General features: G+C 65.9%; 14 protein-coding genes. 2 read left to right on the top strand and 12 right to left on the bottom strand.

The annotated features are described in order from the left end of the window. Positions 1-29 precede the first annotated feature (29 nt). Genes M1248_RS25200 through M1248_RS25190 form a run of 3 tightly spaced genes read right to left on the bottom strand, consistent with a single transcriptional unit; the run spans position 30 to position 3,717 of the window. Complete coding sequence (locus M1248_RS25200; protein ID WP_163736654.1) at positions 30-1,178, bottom strand: SGNH/GDSL hydrolase family protein; 1,149 nt, start codon at positions 1,176-1,178, stop codon at positions 30-32. Then, positions 1,175-1,828 carry a DUF3159 domain-containing protein gene (locus M1248_RS25195; protein WP_163736651.1) on the bottom strand — a complete coding sequence of 218 codons (654 nt, stop codon included), beginning with the start codon at positions 1,826-1,828 and terminating at the stop codon, positions 1,175-1,177. The genes M1248_RS25200 and M1248_RS25195 overlap by 4 nt, the downstream gene beginning before the upstream one ends. Beyond that, positions 1,825-3,717, bottom strand: a complete 1,893-nt coding sequence (locus M1248_RS25190) for a S9 family peptidase (protein WP_317150063.1) — start codon at positions 3,715-3,717, stop codon at positions 1,825-1,827. The genes M1248_RS25195 and M1248_RS25190 overlap by 4 nt, the downstream gene beginning before the upstream one ends. Positions 3,718-3,773: 56 nt before the next feature. Between M1248_RS25190 and M1248_RS25185 the strand changes: the two genes are divergently transcribed. Then, positions 3,774-4,535, top strand: coding sequence for a MerR family transcriptional regulator (locus M1248_RS25185; RefSeq protein ID WP_232076751.1), 762 nt, complete (start codon positions 3,774-3,776; stop codon positions 4,533-4,535). Between the two features lie 97 nt (positions 4,536-4,632). Here M1248_RS25185 and M1248_RS25180 read toward each other — a convergent pair whose 3' ends face one another. From M1248_RS25180 to prfB, 8 genes are all read right to left on the bottom strand, one after another. Next, positions 4,633-6,918 (bottom strand): putative bifunctional diguanylate cyclase/phosphodiesterase, encoded by a 2,286-nt coding sequence (locus M1248_RS25180; RefSeq protein WP_317150062.1) that lies wholly within the window; start codon positions 6,916-6,918, stop codon positions 4,633-4,635. Between the two features lie 66 nt (positions 6,919-6,984). Further along, complete coding sequence (locus M1248_RS25175) at positions 6,985-7,806, bottom strand: EamA family transporter (RefSeq protein WP_174262195.1); 822 nt, start codon at positions 7,804-7,806, stop codon at positions 6,985-6,987. A 53-nt stretch (positions 7,807-7,859) separates the two neighbouring features. Further along, positions 7,860-8,354: an SsrA-binding protein SmpB gene (gene smpB / locus M1248_RS25170; protein WP_163686646.1), complete on the bottom strand. Its 495-nt coding sequence runs from the start codon at positions 8,352-8,354 to the stop codon at positions 7,860-7,862. Between the two features lie 2 nt (positions 8,355-8,356). After that, positions 8,357-9,253 (bottom strand): permease-like cell division protein FtsX, encoded by an 897-nt coding sequence (gene ftsX / locus M1248_RS25165; protein WP_317150061.1) that lies wholly within the window; start codon positions 9,251-9,253, stop codon positions 8,357-8,359. Further along, entirely contained in the window at positions 9,253-9,942 is a 690-nt protein-coding gene (ftsE, locus tag M1248_RS25160; RefSeq protein WP_163738558.1) for a cell division ATP-binding protein FtsE, read from the bottom strand. Before ftsE ends, ftsX begins: the two co-directional genes overlap by 1 nt. Before the next feature lie 36 nt (positions 9,943-9,978). Further along, positions 9,979-10,443, bottom strand: coding sequence for a hypothetical protein (locus tag M1248_RS25155; RefSeq protein ID WP_232076422.1), 465 nt, complete (start codon positions 10,441-10,443; stop codon positions 9,979-9,981). Next, positions 10,440-11,420, bottom strand: a complete 981-nt coding sequence (locus tag M1248_RS25150; protein ID WP_163736637.1) for a mechanosensitive ion channel family protein — start codon at positions 11,418-11,420, stop codon at positions 10,440-10,442. The genes M1248_RS25155 and M1248_RS25150 overlap by 4 nt, the downstream gene beginning before the upstream one ends. Further along, complete coding sequence (gene prfB / locus M1248_RS25145; protein WP_317150060.1) at positions 11,410-12,525, bottom strand: peptide chain release factor 2; 1,116 nt, start codon at positions 12,523-12,525, stop codon at positions 11,410-11,412. The genes M1248_RS25150 and prfB overlap by 11 nt, the downstream gene beginning before the upstream one ends. A gap of 162 nt (positions 12,526-12,687) precedes the next feature. Between prfB and M1248_RS25140 the strand changes: the two genes are divergently transcribed. After that, positions 12,688-14,064, top strand: coding sequence for an FAD-dependent oxidoreductase (locus M1248_RS25140; protein WP_317150059.1), 1,377 nt, complete (start codon positions 12,688-12,690; stop codon positions 14,062-14,064). A 5-nt stretch (positions 14,065-14,069) separates the two neighbouring features. Here the strand turns inward: M1248_RS25140 and M1248_RS25135 are convergent, their stop codons facing one another. Further along, the gene (locus tag M1248_RS25135; RefSeq protein WP_317150058.1) at positions 14,070-14,432 is read right to left on the bottom strand and encodes a hypothetical protein; all 363 of its coding nucleotides are present in this window, start codon (positions 14,430-14,432) and stop codon (positions 14,070-14,072) included. Between the last annotated feature and the right edge of the window lie 33 nt (positions 14,433-14,465).

Below are 14,465 nucleotides of genomic sequence, written 5' to 3'. Positions count from 1 at the left end.
CAATCTAACTAAATCGCCACCAGTATCACCTAGAGCAGCAGCGCCCTGGCGAACCGCTCCCCGATCAGTCGATGCGTCGCCGCGTCGGGATGCAGGTTGTCGGGCAACGGATGCGCGTCGGCATCTGCCGGACCGTAGAGGGCCAGACCGTCGAGGTAGCTGATCGCAGGGTCGTCGACCTGCCTGCGCGCGACGATCGCGGCCAACTGATCGCGAATGTACGTGAGCGTCAGCCTCCCCAGCCCGCCTGGCCGATCAGCCTGCGCCGGATCACCCGTCGCGACGAAGCGGACCTCGCCGCGGGCCAGCGCGGCGACGTCGAAAGCGCCTGGCCCCGGGGTGGTTTCGTGGATCGGGCAGTACAGGGGGCCGACAACGATCAGCGGCGTATCGGAATGTCCGTCGCGGATGGTGTCCAGGAAACCGTGCACAGCGGGACCGAAGGCACGCTGGGACATCAGATCCGCGTTCACGAGGTTGATGCCCAGCTTGACGCTCACGATGTCGGCGGGCTGGTCCCGGATGGCACGGGCGACGAACGGATCGAGCAGCGCGCTTCCGGAGAATCCCAGGTTGACCAGATCCACACCCGCCGACCCGGCAGCGAGCGCAGGCCACGTCGTCGTCGGACTCGAGGCGTTCGACCCCTGGCTGATCGAACTGCCGTGGTGTACCCAGCGCCTTCGCTCCTCCGGTAGCGCGCCGATCGGGGCGTCGGCGCGCAGCGCCACCAGCTCGATGCGCTCGTAGTGCGGCAGCCAGATCTCGACGTCGTTGTCTCCGGCGGGCAGGTCGAATCGGACTGTTGCGACGGGGCCCGGGTCCACCCGGGTGTCCCCGGTGGCCGGGTCGACGCGCACCACGTCGCCACCGCTGGTCGCCGCCTGCCGGGCCAAGCGGCCATTGACGACGAGATCGACTGTGCCGTCGGGTCGTTCCGGTACGCCGACCAGCACCACGCGCGTACGGATGACGTCGAGCTCGATCGCACTCGCGGCCGTCCGGAGCGCGAAACGCACTCCGGACGGCTGTGATTCAGCACCGAGCAACTGCGGGTCGTCGCACTGCGCGCGGGCTCGAGCAGGGAGTCGGTGCGGCAGCCAGCCTCGCCCGGTGCGCTGGAGCTCGGCGAGTCCGCGCAGCAGGCCGACCTCGATCTGGTGCTGGATCAGCTTCACGCCTCCACTGTTTGGCCGACCATCCGCTCGTTGGCCTCATCGTCGACGCGCCGCCGATTGGCGCGGCGCACCGCCCAGTACACCACCAGCAACGCCAGCGCCAGCAGCGGATAGCCCATCGCGATCCGCGCGAACGCCAGCCACCCCGCGGACCCCGCGTCGTACAGCGAATCCTGGACGACGAACCGCGCGGCGAAGACCGCGGCGAACGCCAGCGTCGCCATGTCGAATGCGTGTAGCACCGTCTTGTCACTCCGCCACGCCGGATCCGGGCCTGCACTGCGCATTAGATTCCACGCCACTCCTATCAGCGGACGTCGCACGATGAGGGACGCGGTGAACACCGCGGTCATGGCCAGGCTGAGCCAAATCCCCGGCAGGAAATAGTTTTCGGCGGACCCCGTGTAGTACGCGATCAGCGCCGCGACGACGACGCCGAGCAGCCCCGACACCGCCGGCTGCAACGGCTCCTTGCGGAGCAACCTCACGACGATCAGTCCTGCGCCGGCGCCGACGGCCACCACGACGGCCGCTGTCAACCCCGCGATCGCATCCACGATCACGTAGGCGATTGTCGGCACGCTGGCGTACACCAGTCCCGACACACCGCCCATCCGCTCGAGCACCGTCGGGGTGTGGGCGTCGGTCATGCGTTTTTCCGCTTGCCGAGGTGCCTGGCCAGGAATCGGTCGACGGCGTTGAACATGTCGATCACGTTGTCCGGGTTGACGAATCCGTGGCCCTCGTCCTCCTTGACCATGTACTCGACCTCCACCCCGCGACTACGCAGCGCCTCGACCAGGTTGTCGGATTCGGCCTGCACGACACGAACGTCGTTGGCGCCCTGGACAACAAGCAGCGGCGTGCGGATCTGGTCGACCTTCGTGATCGGGGATCGAGCCAGCATGTCGGCCAACTGCTCCGGGTCGTCGGGGTTGCCGACGAACAGATGCCAGTTGTTCGCCAGGTGCGGACGCGCGATCTCGGGCAGCGTCCGCATGAAGTTGGACAGATCGGAGATGCCGACGTAGTCGATCGCTGCGGCGAACACCTCCGGGGTGAACGTGACACCGACCAGCGTCGCGTAGCCGCCGTAGGAGCCACCGAAGATGGCGACCCGATCCGGGTCCGCGTAACCCTGTTCGACGGCCCAGTTGACGCCGTCGATCAGATCGTCGTGCATCTTGCCCGCGAACTGACCGATCGCCGCCTTCTGGAAGGCCTTGCCGTATCCCGCCGACCCGCGGAAGTTGACCTGCAGCACCGCGTATCCGCGATTGGCGAGCAACTGGACGGCCGGCGCGTACATCCATCCGTCGCGCGCCCACGGTCCGCCGTGCACCACCAGGACGAGCGGCAGGTTCTTCGACGGCACCCCGACCGGCAGCGTCAGATACGAAGGCAAGTCGAGCCCGTCGCGCGAGGGAATCGTCACCGGGAGCATCGGCGCCAGCTGCGCTGGATCAAGATGCGGATAGGGACGGTACAGCTCGCGGCTTTCGCCGGTTTCGTGGTCGTAGAGGAAGGTGACGCCGGGTTCGCGGTCGTGATTGAAGCTGACTACCCAGTTGCGTCCCTTGAGGTCGGAGGACAGCGCGCCGATGTCACCGTCGGACAATTTCTCCAGACCCGAGAGCACCTCGGCGAAATGCGGGTCGAGTGCCTGAATGACCTGTCGCTCACCGAGATAGCGGACGCCGAGCAGCTTGCCGGTGGCCCGGCTCTGGATGAGCGGCTCCGGTAGGCCGGCCCACACCTGGGCCCGGGTGTCGACGTCGAACGTCGGGTGGCTGTCGACGGCGTACTGCTTGCCGTCGGCGACGTCGAGCCGCACGAGCCGGGTGCGGTCGGTGCCCTCGTTCGACCCCATCCAGATCCCGGTGCCGTCGGGCGTGACCACCATGGGATACATGCCCATGGTGTAGTCCTTGCCGTCGTAATGCGCGATGGAGCGCAGCGATTCGGCCTGCTTGTCCCACTGAAGGACTTCCAGATCGCCTTCCCGGTTCAGCTTCGTCGCGAACAGATCACCGCGACGGCTCGCCAGCCAGCCGATCACGTCACCGGGGTTCTCGGCGAGCATCGTCAGCTCACCCGAGGCGATATCGAGCTCGTAGGCGTCCATCTGCGTCGGGCCGCGCTTGTTGGAGTGGACGAGCGCCTTGCCCGGTTTGTCGGGCAACAGCTCGAAGGCCGACATGACCCCGGGGAACGGGGTGAGGTCGACGGCGGGGGCGGCCGGGTCGTCGAGATCGACGCGAAAGATGTGCCAGTTCTCGTCGCCGCCGGTGTCCTGGAGGTACAGCAGCCAACGCGGGTCATCGGTCCACGAGAAGTGCAGGATGCTGCGGGTCTCGTCGGCGGTAACGCGGCGCGCGTCCGCGCCGAAGTCGCCGTCGAGGGATGCCACCCAGATGTTCAGGCGGTCCTGCCACGGCGCGAGGTAGGCGACGCGAGTGCCGTCCGGGGAGATCGCCGCCCCCGCTCGGACAGGCGACTTGAACAAGTCTTCGACGGAGATGCGCTCGGGTTTGTCCATGTCTCCATCGCACACTCGGACGTAACGGCATAGTCAACTCGCGCTGATCAACCATGATGGAACCCGTGGCGTGGAGCACCCGGGAAGTCGCCGAACTCGCCGGCACCAGCCTGCGGGCGGTGCGGCACTACCACCAGATAGGCCTGCTGCCCGAGCCGGAACGTCGCAGCAACGGCTACAAGCAGTATGGCGTCGCGCACCTCGTCCGGTTGGTGCGCATCAAACGGCTGACCGACCTCGGCTTCTCCCTCCCCCAGATCGCCGCGATGGGCGAATCCGACGATCATCCCGAACAGGCGCTGCGCGAGCTGGACGCCGAACTGACCGAGACGATCGACCGCCTGCAGCGCGCCCGCGACGAACTCCGCGAGCTGCTGGAGCACGCGGCGCCGACGGATCTGCCCCCCGACTTCGTAGCGCCAGACACCGCGGCGAAGATGACCGACGCCGATCGCAAACTCGTCGTCGTGCTGAGCCGTGTGCTGGGACCGCGCGGCAGGCGAACCTACGCGGACATGATCCGTGAGACACCGGATGACCCCGCGGCGACCGAACTAGACAATCTGCCTGCCGAGGCCGACGAGGCGACCCGTCGCGACCTCGCCGAACGACTCGCCCCCTACATCCGGGCGATCAACGACGCGCACCCCGAACTCGCGGAGTTCCGCTCGGATGCACCGCGAGGAGAACGATTCGCCGAGGAGGCGATCGGTGCCGCAATGGTCGACCTGTACAACCCGGCACAGTTGGACGTGCTGCGCAGGGCGGGCGAGATCGTGCGCAATCTCAGTGCGCGAGAGGATCATCCACGCGGATGAACACGCTCGGTCCGCGACGAGCGGCCCCAAAATGCACGCAGTTGGCGGCGTGTCGCGGGGCAAACACGGCCGCTCGCGGAAATCGCGTCGTCAGAACTCAGACCCGCCCGACGCGCGCCGGCGTCACGCTCAGTTCGGATATCGGCACCGGATACCCGTACAAATGGCCCTGGGCCAGGCGGCCACCCGCGCGGTACACCGCGTCGGACTGCGCGGCAGACTCGATGCCCTCGACGATCACGGTCAATCCGAGCTCGTCGCACAGTCCGATGACCGAGCGGTACAGCGTCAGGTCCCGTGCCTGATCGGCGGTGGCCAGGCCGCGGTCCAGCTTGACGATCTGCACCGGCAGGGCGTGCATGTACATCAGCGAATTGAACCCCGCACCGAAGTCGTCCAGCGCCACCTTCACACCGAGCGCATTCAGTCGTTTGATCTGCGCCGCAGCCTGGGCGAGGTCGACGATGGGCAGCGTCTCGGTGATCTCCACGACCAGGCGGTTCGGCGGGAGGTGATGTCGCGTCAGCGCGAGTCGCACCTGCTGCTCGAAGGTGGGGTTACCCAGCCGGCCCGCGCCGATGTTCACGTGGATGTCGAGGTCCAGGCCTGCCTGCTGAACGTCACGACATGCGGTGTCGAGTACCAGCGCATCGAGGTCTGCCGCCAGCCCCGCCGCCTCCGCCGCGGCAACGAACGTCTCGGGTGATATCTCGATTCCGGTCGGTGTGGTCCACCTGGCCAGAGCTTCGACGGCGACCGGGTTGCCCTCGGGCAACTGCACCACCACTTGATAGACGAGCCGGAAGCCGGGCGGGGCCTCGCCGTCGGCATTCCGCAGTGCCGTCGGAAAATCGATGGTCGAACCCGAAGACGGTTGATAGACCACGGCGGTGTCCTTGCCGAGCCGCTTGCCGGCATACATCGAGATGTCGGCCTGCCTCAGCAGATCGTCGGACGTTTGGGGCACGCCGTCGGCTCCCGGCCTGACCAGACCCATGCTGGCCTTGACCCGCACCGCAGAACCGTGCAGCGCGAAGGGATCCCGCAGCGCGACGCGCAGGCGCTCCGCGGCATCTTCCAGCTGTTCGGATTCGCCGTCGATCAAGATCGCGAACTCGTCTCCGCCGATCCGTGCCAGCGTGTCGTTGTCGCGCACACAACGTTTGAGGCGCTCCCCTATCGCGCGGAGCAATTCGTCGCCGGCCGCGTGACCGAAGCGGTCGTTCACCTCTTTGAAGTCATCGAGGTCGACGAAGATCAGCATGAAGCGGCCGTCGCGCATGGCGTCGTCGAGCCGCTCGGTGAACAGCAGGCGGTTGGGCAGCCCGGTCAACGCGTCGTGGTACAGCTGGTGGGCCAGTCGACGCTGCGCGTCGTAGAGGCGTCTGATCAGCAACCACTGTGCGCGCGTCTCGATGAGCTGCCGGGTGGCGACGAGTGCGACCATCACGACGGCCCCGCAGACGAGAAAGACGTTCAGCCGCTGTCCGATCAAGACGTGGAAAGCGAACAACGTTGCGGTGCCGAGAAATCCCACGTACGGCAACAGGAGCCGCAGCCAGTCCAGGGCGTCGCGGTTGACCTCGATCGGCCGTGGCGGTGTCAGCTCCAGCATTCCGTACGCGATCAGCAGGAGCCCGAGAACGAATCCGATCCCCACCCACAGGTCGCCGCGTTCGAAGCCCACGGTTCGCAGATAAGCGACCAGCCTGTCTGAACTCACCAGCATGACGGTGCCTGCCGCCAGCAGAAGAAAGTTCGCACGATAGGGGCGATCGCGCCGGTACCACGTCGCGATCAGGACCGCCGCCGCGACAACCACCAGTTGGATCGCGGCGTACACGATCACCGCGACGGTGTTGCCGGATCGAGGTAACGACGCTCCTGTCGAAGCACCGACTCCCGCCGCTACCGCCAGAATCGCGAATGCCAGAGCCGCCACCAGACCGTCGATGACTGTGACGATGCGCGTCGTGCGCACCGGGTCGCTGCGCCATGCGGTCTGGCCGACCCCGGCGAACGCAAGCAGCGCGAGCGCCCCCAGAGCCAACAACGCGGACAGGAAATATGCAGCGACGGCCGGCCACGGCGCGGTACCGGTCGGTGTTGCGCCATTCGACCACCAGATCACGTCGCCGACCAGGTTGCACACGATCGTTGCAACACCCAGCAGCCGCCACGCCCGCGCGATGCCGGTCACCCGCCGCGCCACCGCCACACCGGTGACCACCACCGCAATGCCGGCTATCACCAACAGCGCGAAATGCACCTGCCGCGCTGTGGCCTCGCCCCACAGTGCCAACGCGTTGACACACAGCAGCACCAGGACGCCGGCAAACAGTCCGAGGCGCAACTGGCCGTTCGTCACCGACACCCGGTTCATTTCATCCCGCTATCTCGCGAAACCTGGATGCAATGATGCCCTACCTGAGCAAACTGCATACATCGGTTACCCCGCCGCGATCATCGCGACGGCCGCCAACGCCAACGCCATGCCGACCGCCTGCCAGCGGGTCACCCGCTCGCGCAGCACGACAATCGCCAACACCACGGTCGCGGCCGGATACAGCGCGATCAGCACCCCCGCCAACGACAGCATGCCGGACTGCAGTGCGAGCAACGTAGCGACGTTGGCGACGGTGTCGAGCGCCGCCGCTGTGAGCGCAAGCCGCAACGGCACACCCCGTTCAATGGTCAGGTTCGCGGTGAGCACCGCTGCCAGCAGCACGATCGCTGTGGCGGCGAGCCTGCCGAACACCAGCGGCCACAGCTTGGCATCGACCGGCACTTGGTCGAGCAGGACGAAATTCATGCCGAACGCTACGCCGGAACCCACCGTCAACCACGCGACCTTCACGGTGAACCTGTGCCGCGTGTCGTCCTCGTCGGTATCTGTCGCTCTTCGCGCAAGCGGCTCATCGGTGGCATCCCGGCTGACGAGCACCACCGCCACCAACGCCACAACGACACCGACGGCGGCCAACGGACCCGGACGCTCACCGAGTGCCAGGCCGACTCCAACGGGGATGCCCGCGACCAAGATCGCAGTGAGGGGTGACACAACGGAGATCGGACCCGCGCCCAAAGCGGCGTAGAACCACCAGACGCCGAACGCCTGCGCGACACCGGAGGCCAGCCCCCACACCACGGCCGGGGTCGAGACCACTCCCCCGACCGGTATGGCGATCACCGTCAACAGGATCAACGCGACCGGGTAGGAGATCACCACCACGCGCAGCGCGGCGACCCGGCGTGAGGCGATACCTCCCACGAAATCGCTTACGCCGTAACCGAACGCCGCGATCAGCGCGGTGACGAAGCTGATCAGGTCATGCCCTTGGCCCGGCGGCCGAGCTCCCGGGTGATCTCCCGCTGCGCGTCGCGCTTCGCCATGTCCTGCCGCTTGTCGCGGGCTTCCTTACCCCGTGCCAGCGCCAACTCGACCTTGACCTTGCCGTCGGAGAAGTAGAGCGACAGCGGCACCAGAGTGAGGTTGCCGTCGCGGATCCGGCCGATCAGATTGTCAATCTGGCTGCGGTGCAACAACAACTTACGATTGCGCCGCGGCGTGTGGTTGGTCCAGCTGCCGTGGTGATACTCCGGGATGTGCAGGTTGCGCAGCCACACCTCACCGTCGTCGATCGTGGCGAACGAGTCGGCCAGCGATGCCTGCCCGTCCCGCAGGCTCTTCACCTCGGTACCCACCAACTGCACTCCGGCCTCGAACGTCTCGAGCACCGAATAGTTGTGCCGCGCTCTACGATTCGTGGCGACGACCTTGTTGTTGGCAGACCGTGTCGGGTCAGCTTTTTTCGCCATGGCTATCTTCGGACGTACAGCCGCAGCGTGACATACGCGGTGACGCCCGACATCGCCAGACCGAGGAACAACATCCAGGGCGCACTGAAGTACAACACGTCCGCGTAGTCCACCTTGGCGATCAAATTGGCCCGATAGAACTGGTCGAGAGCGCTTTCCAGGAACAAGGCGCGAACCAGAATGAGCCCGACGATCGCGATCACCACACCGACGAACGCCGCCAGCATCGCTTCGACCAGGAACGGCAGCTGTGTGTACCACCGGCTGGCGCCGACGAGTCGCATGATGCCGATCTCTGTTCGCCGGGTGTAGGCGGCGACTTGAACCATGTTGGCTATCAGGAGAATTGCTCCGATCGCCTGTACAAAGGCCACCGCGAACGCCGCGTTCCTGACGCCGTCGAGGACGGCGAACAGCCGGTCGATCAACACCTTCTGGTTGAGCACCTGCTGCACCCCGGGCTGGCCGGCCATCGCCTCGTCGAACTTCTGATGCTGTTCAGGGTCGTCGAGCTTGACGATGAACGACGACGGGAACGCATCCTGTCCGGCGAATTCCTTGAATTCCGGGAACTTCTTCACAGCGTCGGCGTACGCCTCTTCGCGGTTGAGGAAGCGCACCGAGCGCACATCGTCGCGGTCCTCGATCTGCTGACGCAGCGCCTTGCACGGATCTGCGTCACACGTGGGGTCGTTGGCGGAGACGTCGTTGGTCAGAAAGACCTGGCTCTCGACGCGATCCAGGTAGATGTCGCGCGACTGGTCGGCCAGCCGCACCACCAACAGGCCGCCGCCGAACAAGCCGATCGAGATCGCGGTGGTGAGGATCATCGCGATAGTCATCGTCACATTGCGACGAAAACCGGTGAGGACCTCATTGATGAGGAATCCTAAGCGCACTAGCGATCCATTCCGTAGACGCCGCGCTGCTCATCGCGAACCAGCCTGCCCAATTCCAACTCCACGACACGCTGGCGCATCGAGTCGACGATGTGGTGGTCGTGGGTTGCCATCACCACCGTCGTCCCGGTGCGGTTGATGCGCTCGAGTAGGTCCATGATGTCCTTGCTGGTCTCAGGGTCGAGGTTGCCGGTCGGCTCGTCGGCAAGCAGCACCAGCGGCCGGTTGACGAACGCCCGGGCGATAGCCACCCGCTGCTGTTCACCACCGGACAGCTCGGTCGGCAGCCGGTTGGCCTTGCCGGACAGGCCGACCATCTCCAAGACATCGGGCACCACACGGTTGATCACCTCTGAGCGCTTCCCGATGACCTCCAGCGCGAAGGCGACGTTCTCGAACACCGTCTTCTGCTGCAACAGCCGGAAGTCTTGGAAGACGCAGCCCAGCACCTGCCGCAGGTCCGGGATGTGGCGACCGGCCAGCTTGTTGACGTGAAATTTCGACACTCGGATGTCGCCTGAGGAGGGAGTCTCCTCGGCGAGCAACAACCGCATGAAGGTGGACTTGCCCGAACCTGACGGGCCGATGAGGAAGACGAACTCACCCTTGTCGATCTTGACCGACACATTGTCGAGCGCGGGCCGCGCCGACGACTTATACATCTTCGAGACATGGTCAAGGGTGATCATCACGGCACGCCAGTGTAGCGGTGTCTGTCCGAGGGCCTAGCTCTGCGGAGCCGTGGTCGCCGGGGCTGGGCCCGGCGCGGCCGGTGCCGGGCTCACCTGAGTCGGTGTGACGATCGTCTGGGTCGTCGGTGGCAGCGGCCCGAATCCGTCGGGATCCACGACGGTGGTCGTAGGCGTGGTCGGGGTGGTCGTCGTCGGTGAGGTCGGTGACGTCGGACTGGTGGTATCCGTCGGGCTGGTGGTGGTCGGTGTCGTGGTCGTTGTGGTGGCGGTCGTGGACTCGGAAGTCTCCTTGGGCCGTCGCACGTTGGTGCGGGGCACCCACGTGTAGTTGGGGTCGGGCACGAAGCCGGGCGGCACGACCGCAGGCGCGGGCGGCTCGGGCTTCGGAGCGGGTTCGACGTTGTGATACACCCAGAACAGCGCGAAGAACGCGACGATGAGCACCGCCGTCGAGACCCGGATCCGGCCCCCGAGCTTGACCTTCAGCCACGATGTCATTTGCGGTCCTCCGGCGGACCCTGCGTTTCGCCCTCCGCACCGCCGGTCGTCGCCGGATGCACGATGGCCTCCACCATCGGCTTCGCGCCTTCGGCGGGCGACGCGATCCCAGCACGCCGCAGCGCACGGACAACCAGCACACGTATGCGGCGTCCCACCTCGAACTGCTTGCCCGGCAAGGTGCGGGCCACCATCCGCAGATTGACGGTGTCCAGTTCGATGCTCTCCACACCCATCAGCTGAGGCGCGTCGAGGAGGAGCGCGCTCAGGCTGGGATCCTCCATCGCCTTTTCAGCGACCCCGTGGAGCAGATCGTTGACGACGTTGAGGTCCGCCGACGTCGGCACCGGGATGTCGATGACGGCGCGCGCCCAGTCCTTGGAGAGGTTGATCGTCTTGACGATTTGACCGTTGGGGATGGTGAACATCTCGCCCTCGCTGGAGCGCAGCTTGGTGACGCGAAGCGTGACGTCCTCCACGGTGCCCTCCGCGGGCAGCGCGATACCGGCGACGGTGAGCGACACCAGGTCACCGAAGCCGTACTGCTTCTCGGTGATGATGAAGAACCCCGACAGCAGATCCTGGACGACGCGTTGAGCGCCGAAGCCGAGCGCGGCGCCCAGCACCGCAGCCGGCGCGACGAGCGAGCCGATCGGGATCGCGAGGATCGACGTCACCTGCATGATCACGATGACGAAGAGCAGCGCGACCGTCACCCAGGAAATCACCGACGCGACGGCTTGACGGTGCTTGGCACTCTCGGTGCGCACCAGTTGGTCGCTTTCCTGATACTCGGCGTCGATGCGCTTCACGATTCGCCGCGCCGACCAGTTGATGAACCTGGCGGCCAGCAGACCGCCGATCAGGTAGAGCGCGATCGGCACGCCGCGCTCGAGGATCCACACGCCGATGGTGCCCTGCCAGAAACCGGTCCACCGGTCTCCCAAGGCGAATGCGATCAGGTTGCTATTCGTCATCTCGTCTATTGCGCCAACGAATTCCGGCCTCGAGGAATCCGTCGATATCACCGTCCAGTACCGCGGCCGGATTACCGACCTCGTACTCGGTGCGCAAGTCCTTTACCATTTGATACGGGTGCAAAACATAGGAGCGCATCTGATTTCCCCACGAGCTTCCGCCGTCGCCCTTCAAGGCGTCCATCTCGGCGCGCTCTTCTAAACGCTTGCGCTCCAATAACTTTGCCTGAAGAACCCGCATTGCCGAGACCTTGTTCTGCAACTGCGACTTCTCGTTCTGGCAAGTGACCACGATACCGGTCGGGATGTGCGTGAGTCGAACCGCCGAGTCCGTGGTGTTCACCGATTGGCCGCCCGGTCCGCTGGATCGGTAGACGTCGACGCGCACGTCGGCCTCGGGAATGTCTATGTGGTCGGTGGTTTCGGTGACGGGCAGCACTTCCACTTCGGCGAAAGACGTTTGGCGCCTGCCCTGGTTGTCGAACGGGCTGATGCGCACCAGTCGATGGGTGCCCTGCTCCACCGACAAGGTGCCGTACGCGTACGGCGCGTGCACCGCGAACGTTGCGCTCTTGATGCCCGCCTCTTCGGCGTAGGACGTATCGAACACCTCGACGGGGTAGTTGTGCTGTTCGGCCCAGCGCACGTACATCCGCATCAACATCTCGGCCCAGTCCGCCGCGTCGACGCCGCCTGCGCCGGAGCGGATGTTCAGCAGCGCCTCACGCGAGTCGTACTCGCCGGACAGCAGTGTGCGGACCTCTATCGCCTCGAGGTCCTCGCGCAGCTTCTTGAGTTCGGCGTCGGCCTCGGCTTGGGCTTCCGCCGCGCCCGCCCCCTCTTCTTCGGCGGCCATCTCGTAGAGCACGGGCAGGTCGTCGAGGCGCTGCCGGAGTTCCTCGACGCGGCGCAGCTCGCCCTGGGTGTGGGACAGCTCACTGGTGACCTTCTGCGCCCGGGACTGGTCGTCCCACAGGTTGGGGTCAGAGGCCTCGTGCTCGAGCTTCTCGATGCGGACACGCAGGCCGTCGACGTCAAGCACCCGCTCCACCGTCGTCAGGGTGGAGTCGAGTGCTGCGATATCGGCTTGCCGGTCGGGATCCACGGGAATTCAGGGTACCTGTGGAAGAACCCGACACTGTTATCCCTGACTGGCGGCAATTCGGCAGGGTTCGCCTTTAGCATCGGAGATGGCAACCAGCCCTGCCGCGACGCGACAGCCCCTTGCGCGCGGCCGGGCAGCAACAACCTTCAACAAAAGGTATTCATGCGCCCCTACCACGTGGCGATCGTCGGCTCCGGCCCCTCGGGCTACTTCGCTGCCGCTTCGCTTCTGAAATTCGCCGACGCCTCGCAAAAAGAGGGAATCGACGCGGACGTCCGCGTCGACATGCTGGAGATGCTGCCCACGCCGTGGGGGCTGGTGCGCTCGGGCGTCGCACCCGACCACCCGAAGATCAAGTCGATCAGCGCCCAGTTCGAGAAGACCGCGCTGGATCCCCGTTTCCGGTTCTTCGGCAACATCGTGGTCGGGGACCACGTGCAGGCTGCCGAGCTGGCCGAACGCTACGACGCGGTGATCTACGCCGTCGGCGCGCAGTCCGATCGGTCGTTGGGTATTCCCGGCGAGGATCTGCCCGGCAGCGTGCCCGCGGTCGACTTCGTGGGGTGGTACAACGCCCACCCCCACTTCGAGGAGATGGCACCCGATCTGTCGACCGGGCGAGCCGTGGTGGTCGGCAACGGCAACGTCGCGCTGGACGTGGCACGCATCCTGGTGACCGACCCCGACGTGCTGGCTGCCACCGACATCGCCGACCACGCGCTGAAGTCCCTGCACGACCGCGGTGTCGAGGAGGTCCTCATCATCGGCAGGCGCGGTCCGCTGCAGGCCCCGTTCACCACGCTGGAACTGCGGGAACTCGGCCACCTCGAAGGACTGGGCGACGTCGACGTCATCATCGACCCCGCCGACTTCGCCGATATCTCCGACGAGGATCTGGAAGCCGCGGGCAAGACCGTCAAGAACAACATCAAGGTGTTGCGCGGATACGGCGAGCAGACACCGAAGGGCGCCAAGCGCCGCATCGTGTTCCGGTTCCGCACGTCGCCGATCGAGATCAAGGGCACCGACAAGGTCGAGTCCATCGTGCTGGGCCGCAACGAACTCGTCGAAGAGGACGGACGCGTCGTCGCCAAGGACACCGGCGAACGCGAGGAGGTACCTGCCCAGCTGGTGGTGCGCGCGGTCGGCTACCGCGGGGTCAAGCTGGAAGGCCTGCCGTTCCACGAGCGCAACGGCACGATTCCGCACACCGATGGCCGGATCGAGGGCCGTCGTAACGAGTACGTCGTCGGCTGGATCAAGCGAGGCCCCACCGGAGTCATCGGGAGCAACAAGAGTGACTCGCAGGAAACCGTCGACACGTTGGTCGCCGACCTGTCGTCGGCGTCGCTGTCAGATTTCGGCAGTGATCATGCCGAGCGGCTGGCGGAATGGCTGGTCGAGCGTCAGCCCAAGGTGATCACCGATGATCACTGGAAGCTGATCGACGAACACGAGCGCACCTCGGGTGAGCCCCACGGACGGCCGCGGGTGAAGGTGACCAGCGTCGCGGAGCTGCTGCGCATCGCGCACGGCTGAAGCCGCTAGTAGATCTCGGGCCCCGGCGGTGGTGGCTGCGGCGGGGCCGCGGTCGGCGCGAATCGCCAGTTGTCCGGGTTCTTGGGCGAGTACACGACGGGAAACAACGTAGACATCGTCGGCCACTGGTCGACGTCGACCGCCATGCGCTGATAGATCACATGCTCGTCGACCGTCGGGCCGTTGATGACGCCGGTGATCGTCACGAATTGCTCGCCGGTGACGTCCTCCGGCCGCGGACTGACGCCGGTGACCAGCAGCTGGCCCTGCACCCAGTCGCTGCCCGCACCGCGCCGTCTCATGATCCAGGGGGCGGCGATGGCGACGAGCACCCCGACCATGACCAGGACCATCGCGATTTCCCACACACCGACATGGTAGGACGTGTTGCATGACGACCC

Source organism: Mycobacterium sp. 29Ha, assembly GCF_032883055.1.
Lineage (GTDB): Bacteria > Actinomycetota > Actinomycetes > Mycobacteriales > Mycobacteriaceae > Mycobacterium > Mycobacterium gallinarum.
The sequence above is the reverse complement of the archived record's forward strand: the minus strand, read 5'-3'. Positions and strand labels throughout refer to the sequence as shown.

Excerpts from the sequence above, each read along its gene's own strand:
- M1248_RS25195 (WP_163736651.1), bottom strand. The coding sequence starts at position 1,828 with ATGACCGACGCCCACACCCCGACGGTGCTCGAGCGGATGGGCGGTGTG.
- M1248_RS25180 (WP_317150062.1), bottom strand. The coding sequence starts at position 6,918 with ATGAACCGGGTGTCGGTGACGAACGGCCAGTTGCGCCTCGGACTGTTT.
- smpB (WP_163686646.1), bottom strand. The coding sequence starts at position 8,354 with ATGGCGAAAAAAGCTGACCCGACACGGTCTGCCAACAACAAGGTCGTC.
- M1248_RS25155 (WP_232076422.1), bottom strand. The coding sequence starts at position 10,443 with ATGACATCGTGGCTGAAGGTCAAGCTCGGGGGCCGGATCCGGGTCTCG.
- M1248_RS25150 (WP_163736637.1), bottom strand. The coding sequence starts at position 11,420 with ATGACGAATAGCAACCTGATCGCATTCGCCTTGGGAGACCGGTGGACC.
- M1248_RS25140 (WP_317150059.1), top strand. The coding sequence starts at position 12,688 with ATGCGCCCCTACCACGTGGCGATCGTCGGCTCCGGCCCCTCGGGCTAC.
- ftsE (WP_163738558.1), bottom strand. The coding sequence starts at position 9,942 with ATGATCACCCTTGACCATGTCTCGAAGATGTATAAGTCGTCGGCGCGG.
- M1248_RS25190 (WP_317150063.1), bottom strand. The coding sequence starts at position 3,717 with ATGGACAAACCCGAGCGCATCTCCGTCGAAGACTTGTTCAAGTCGCCT.
- M1248_RS25185 (WP_232076751.1), top strand. The coding sequence starts at position 3,774 with ATGGAACCCGTGGCGTGGAGCACCCGGGAAGTCGCCGAACTCGCCGGC.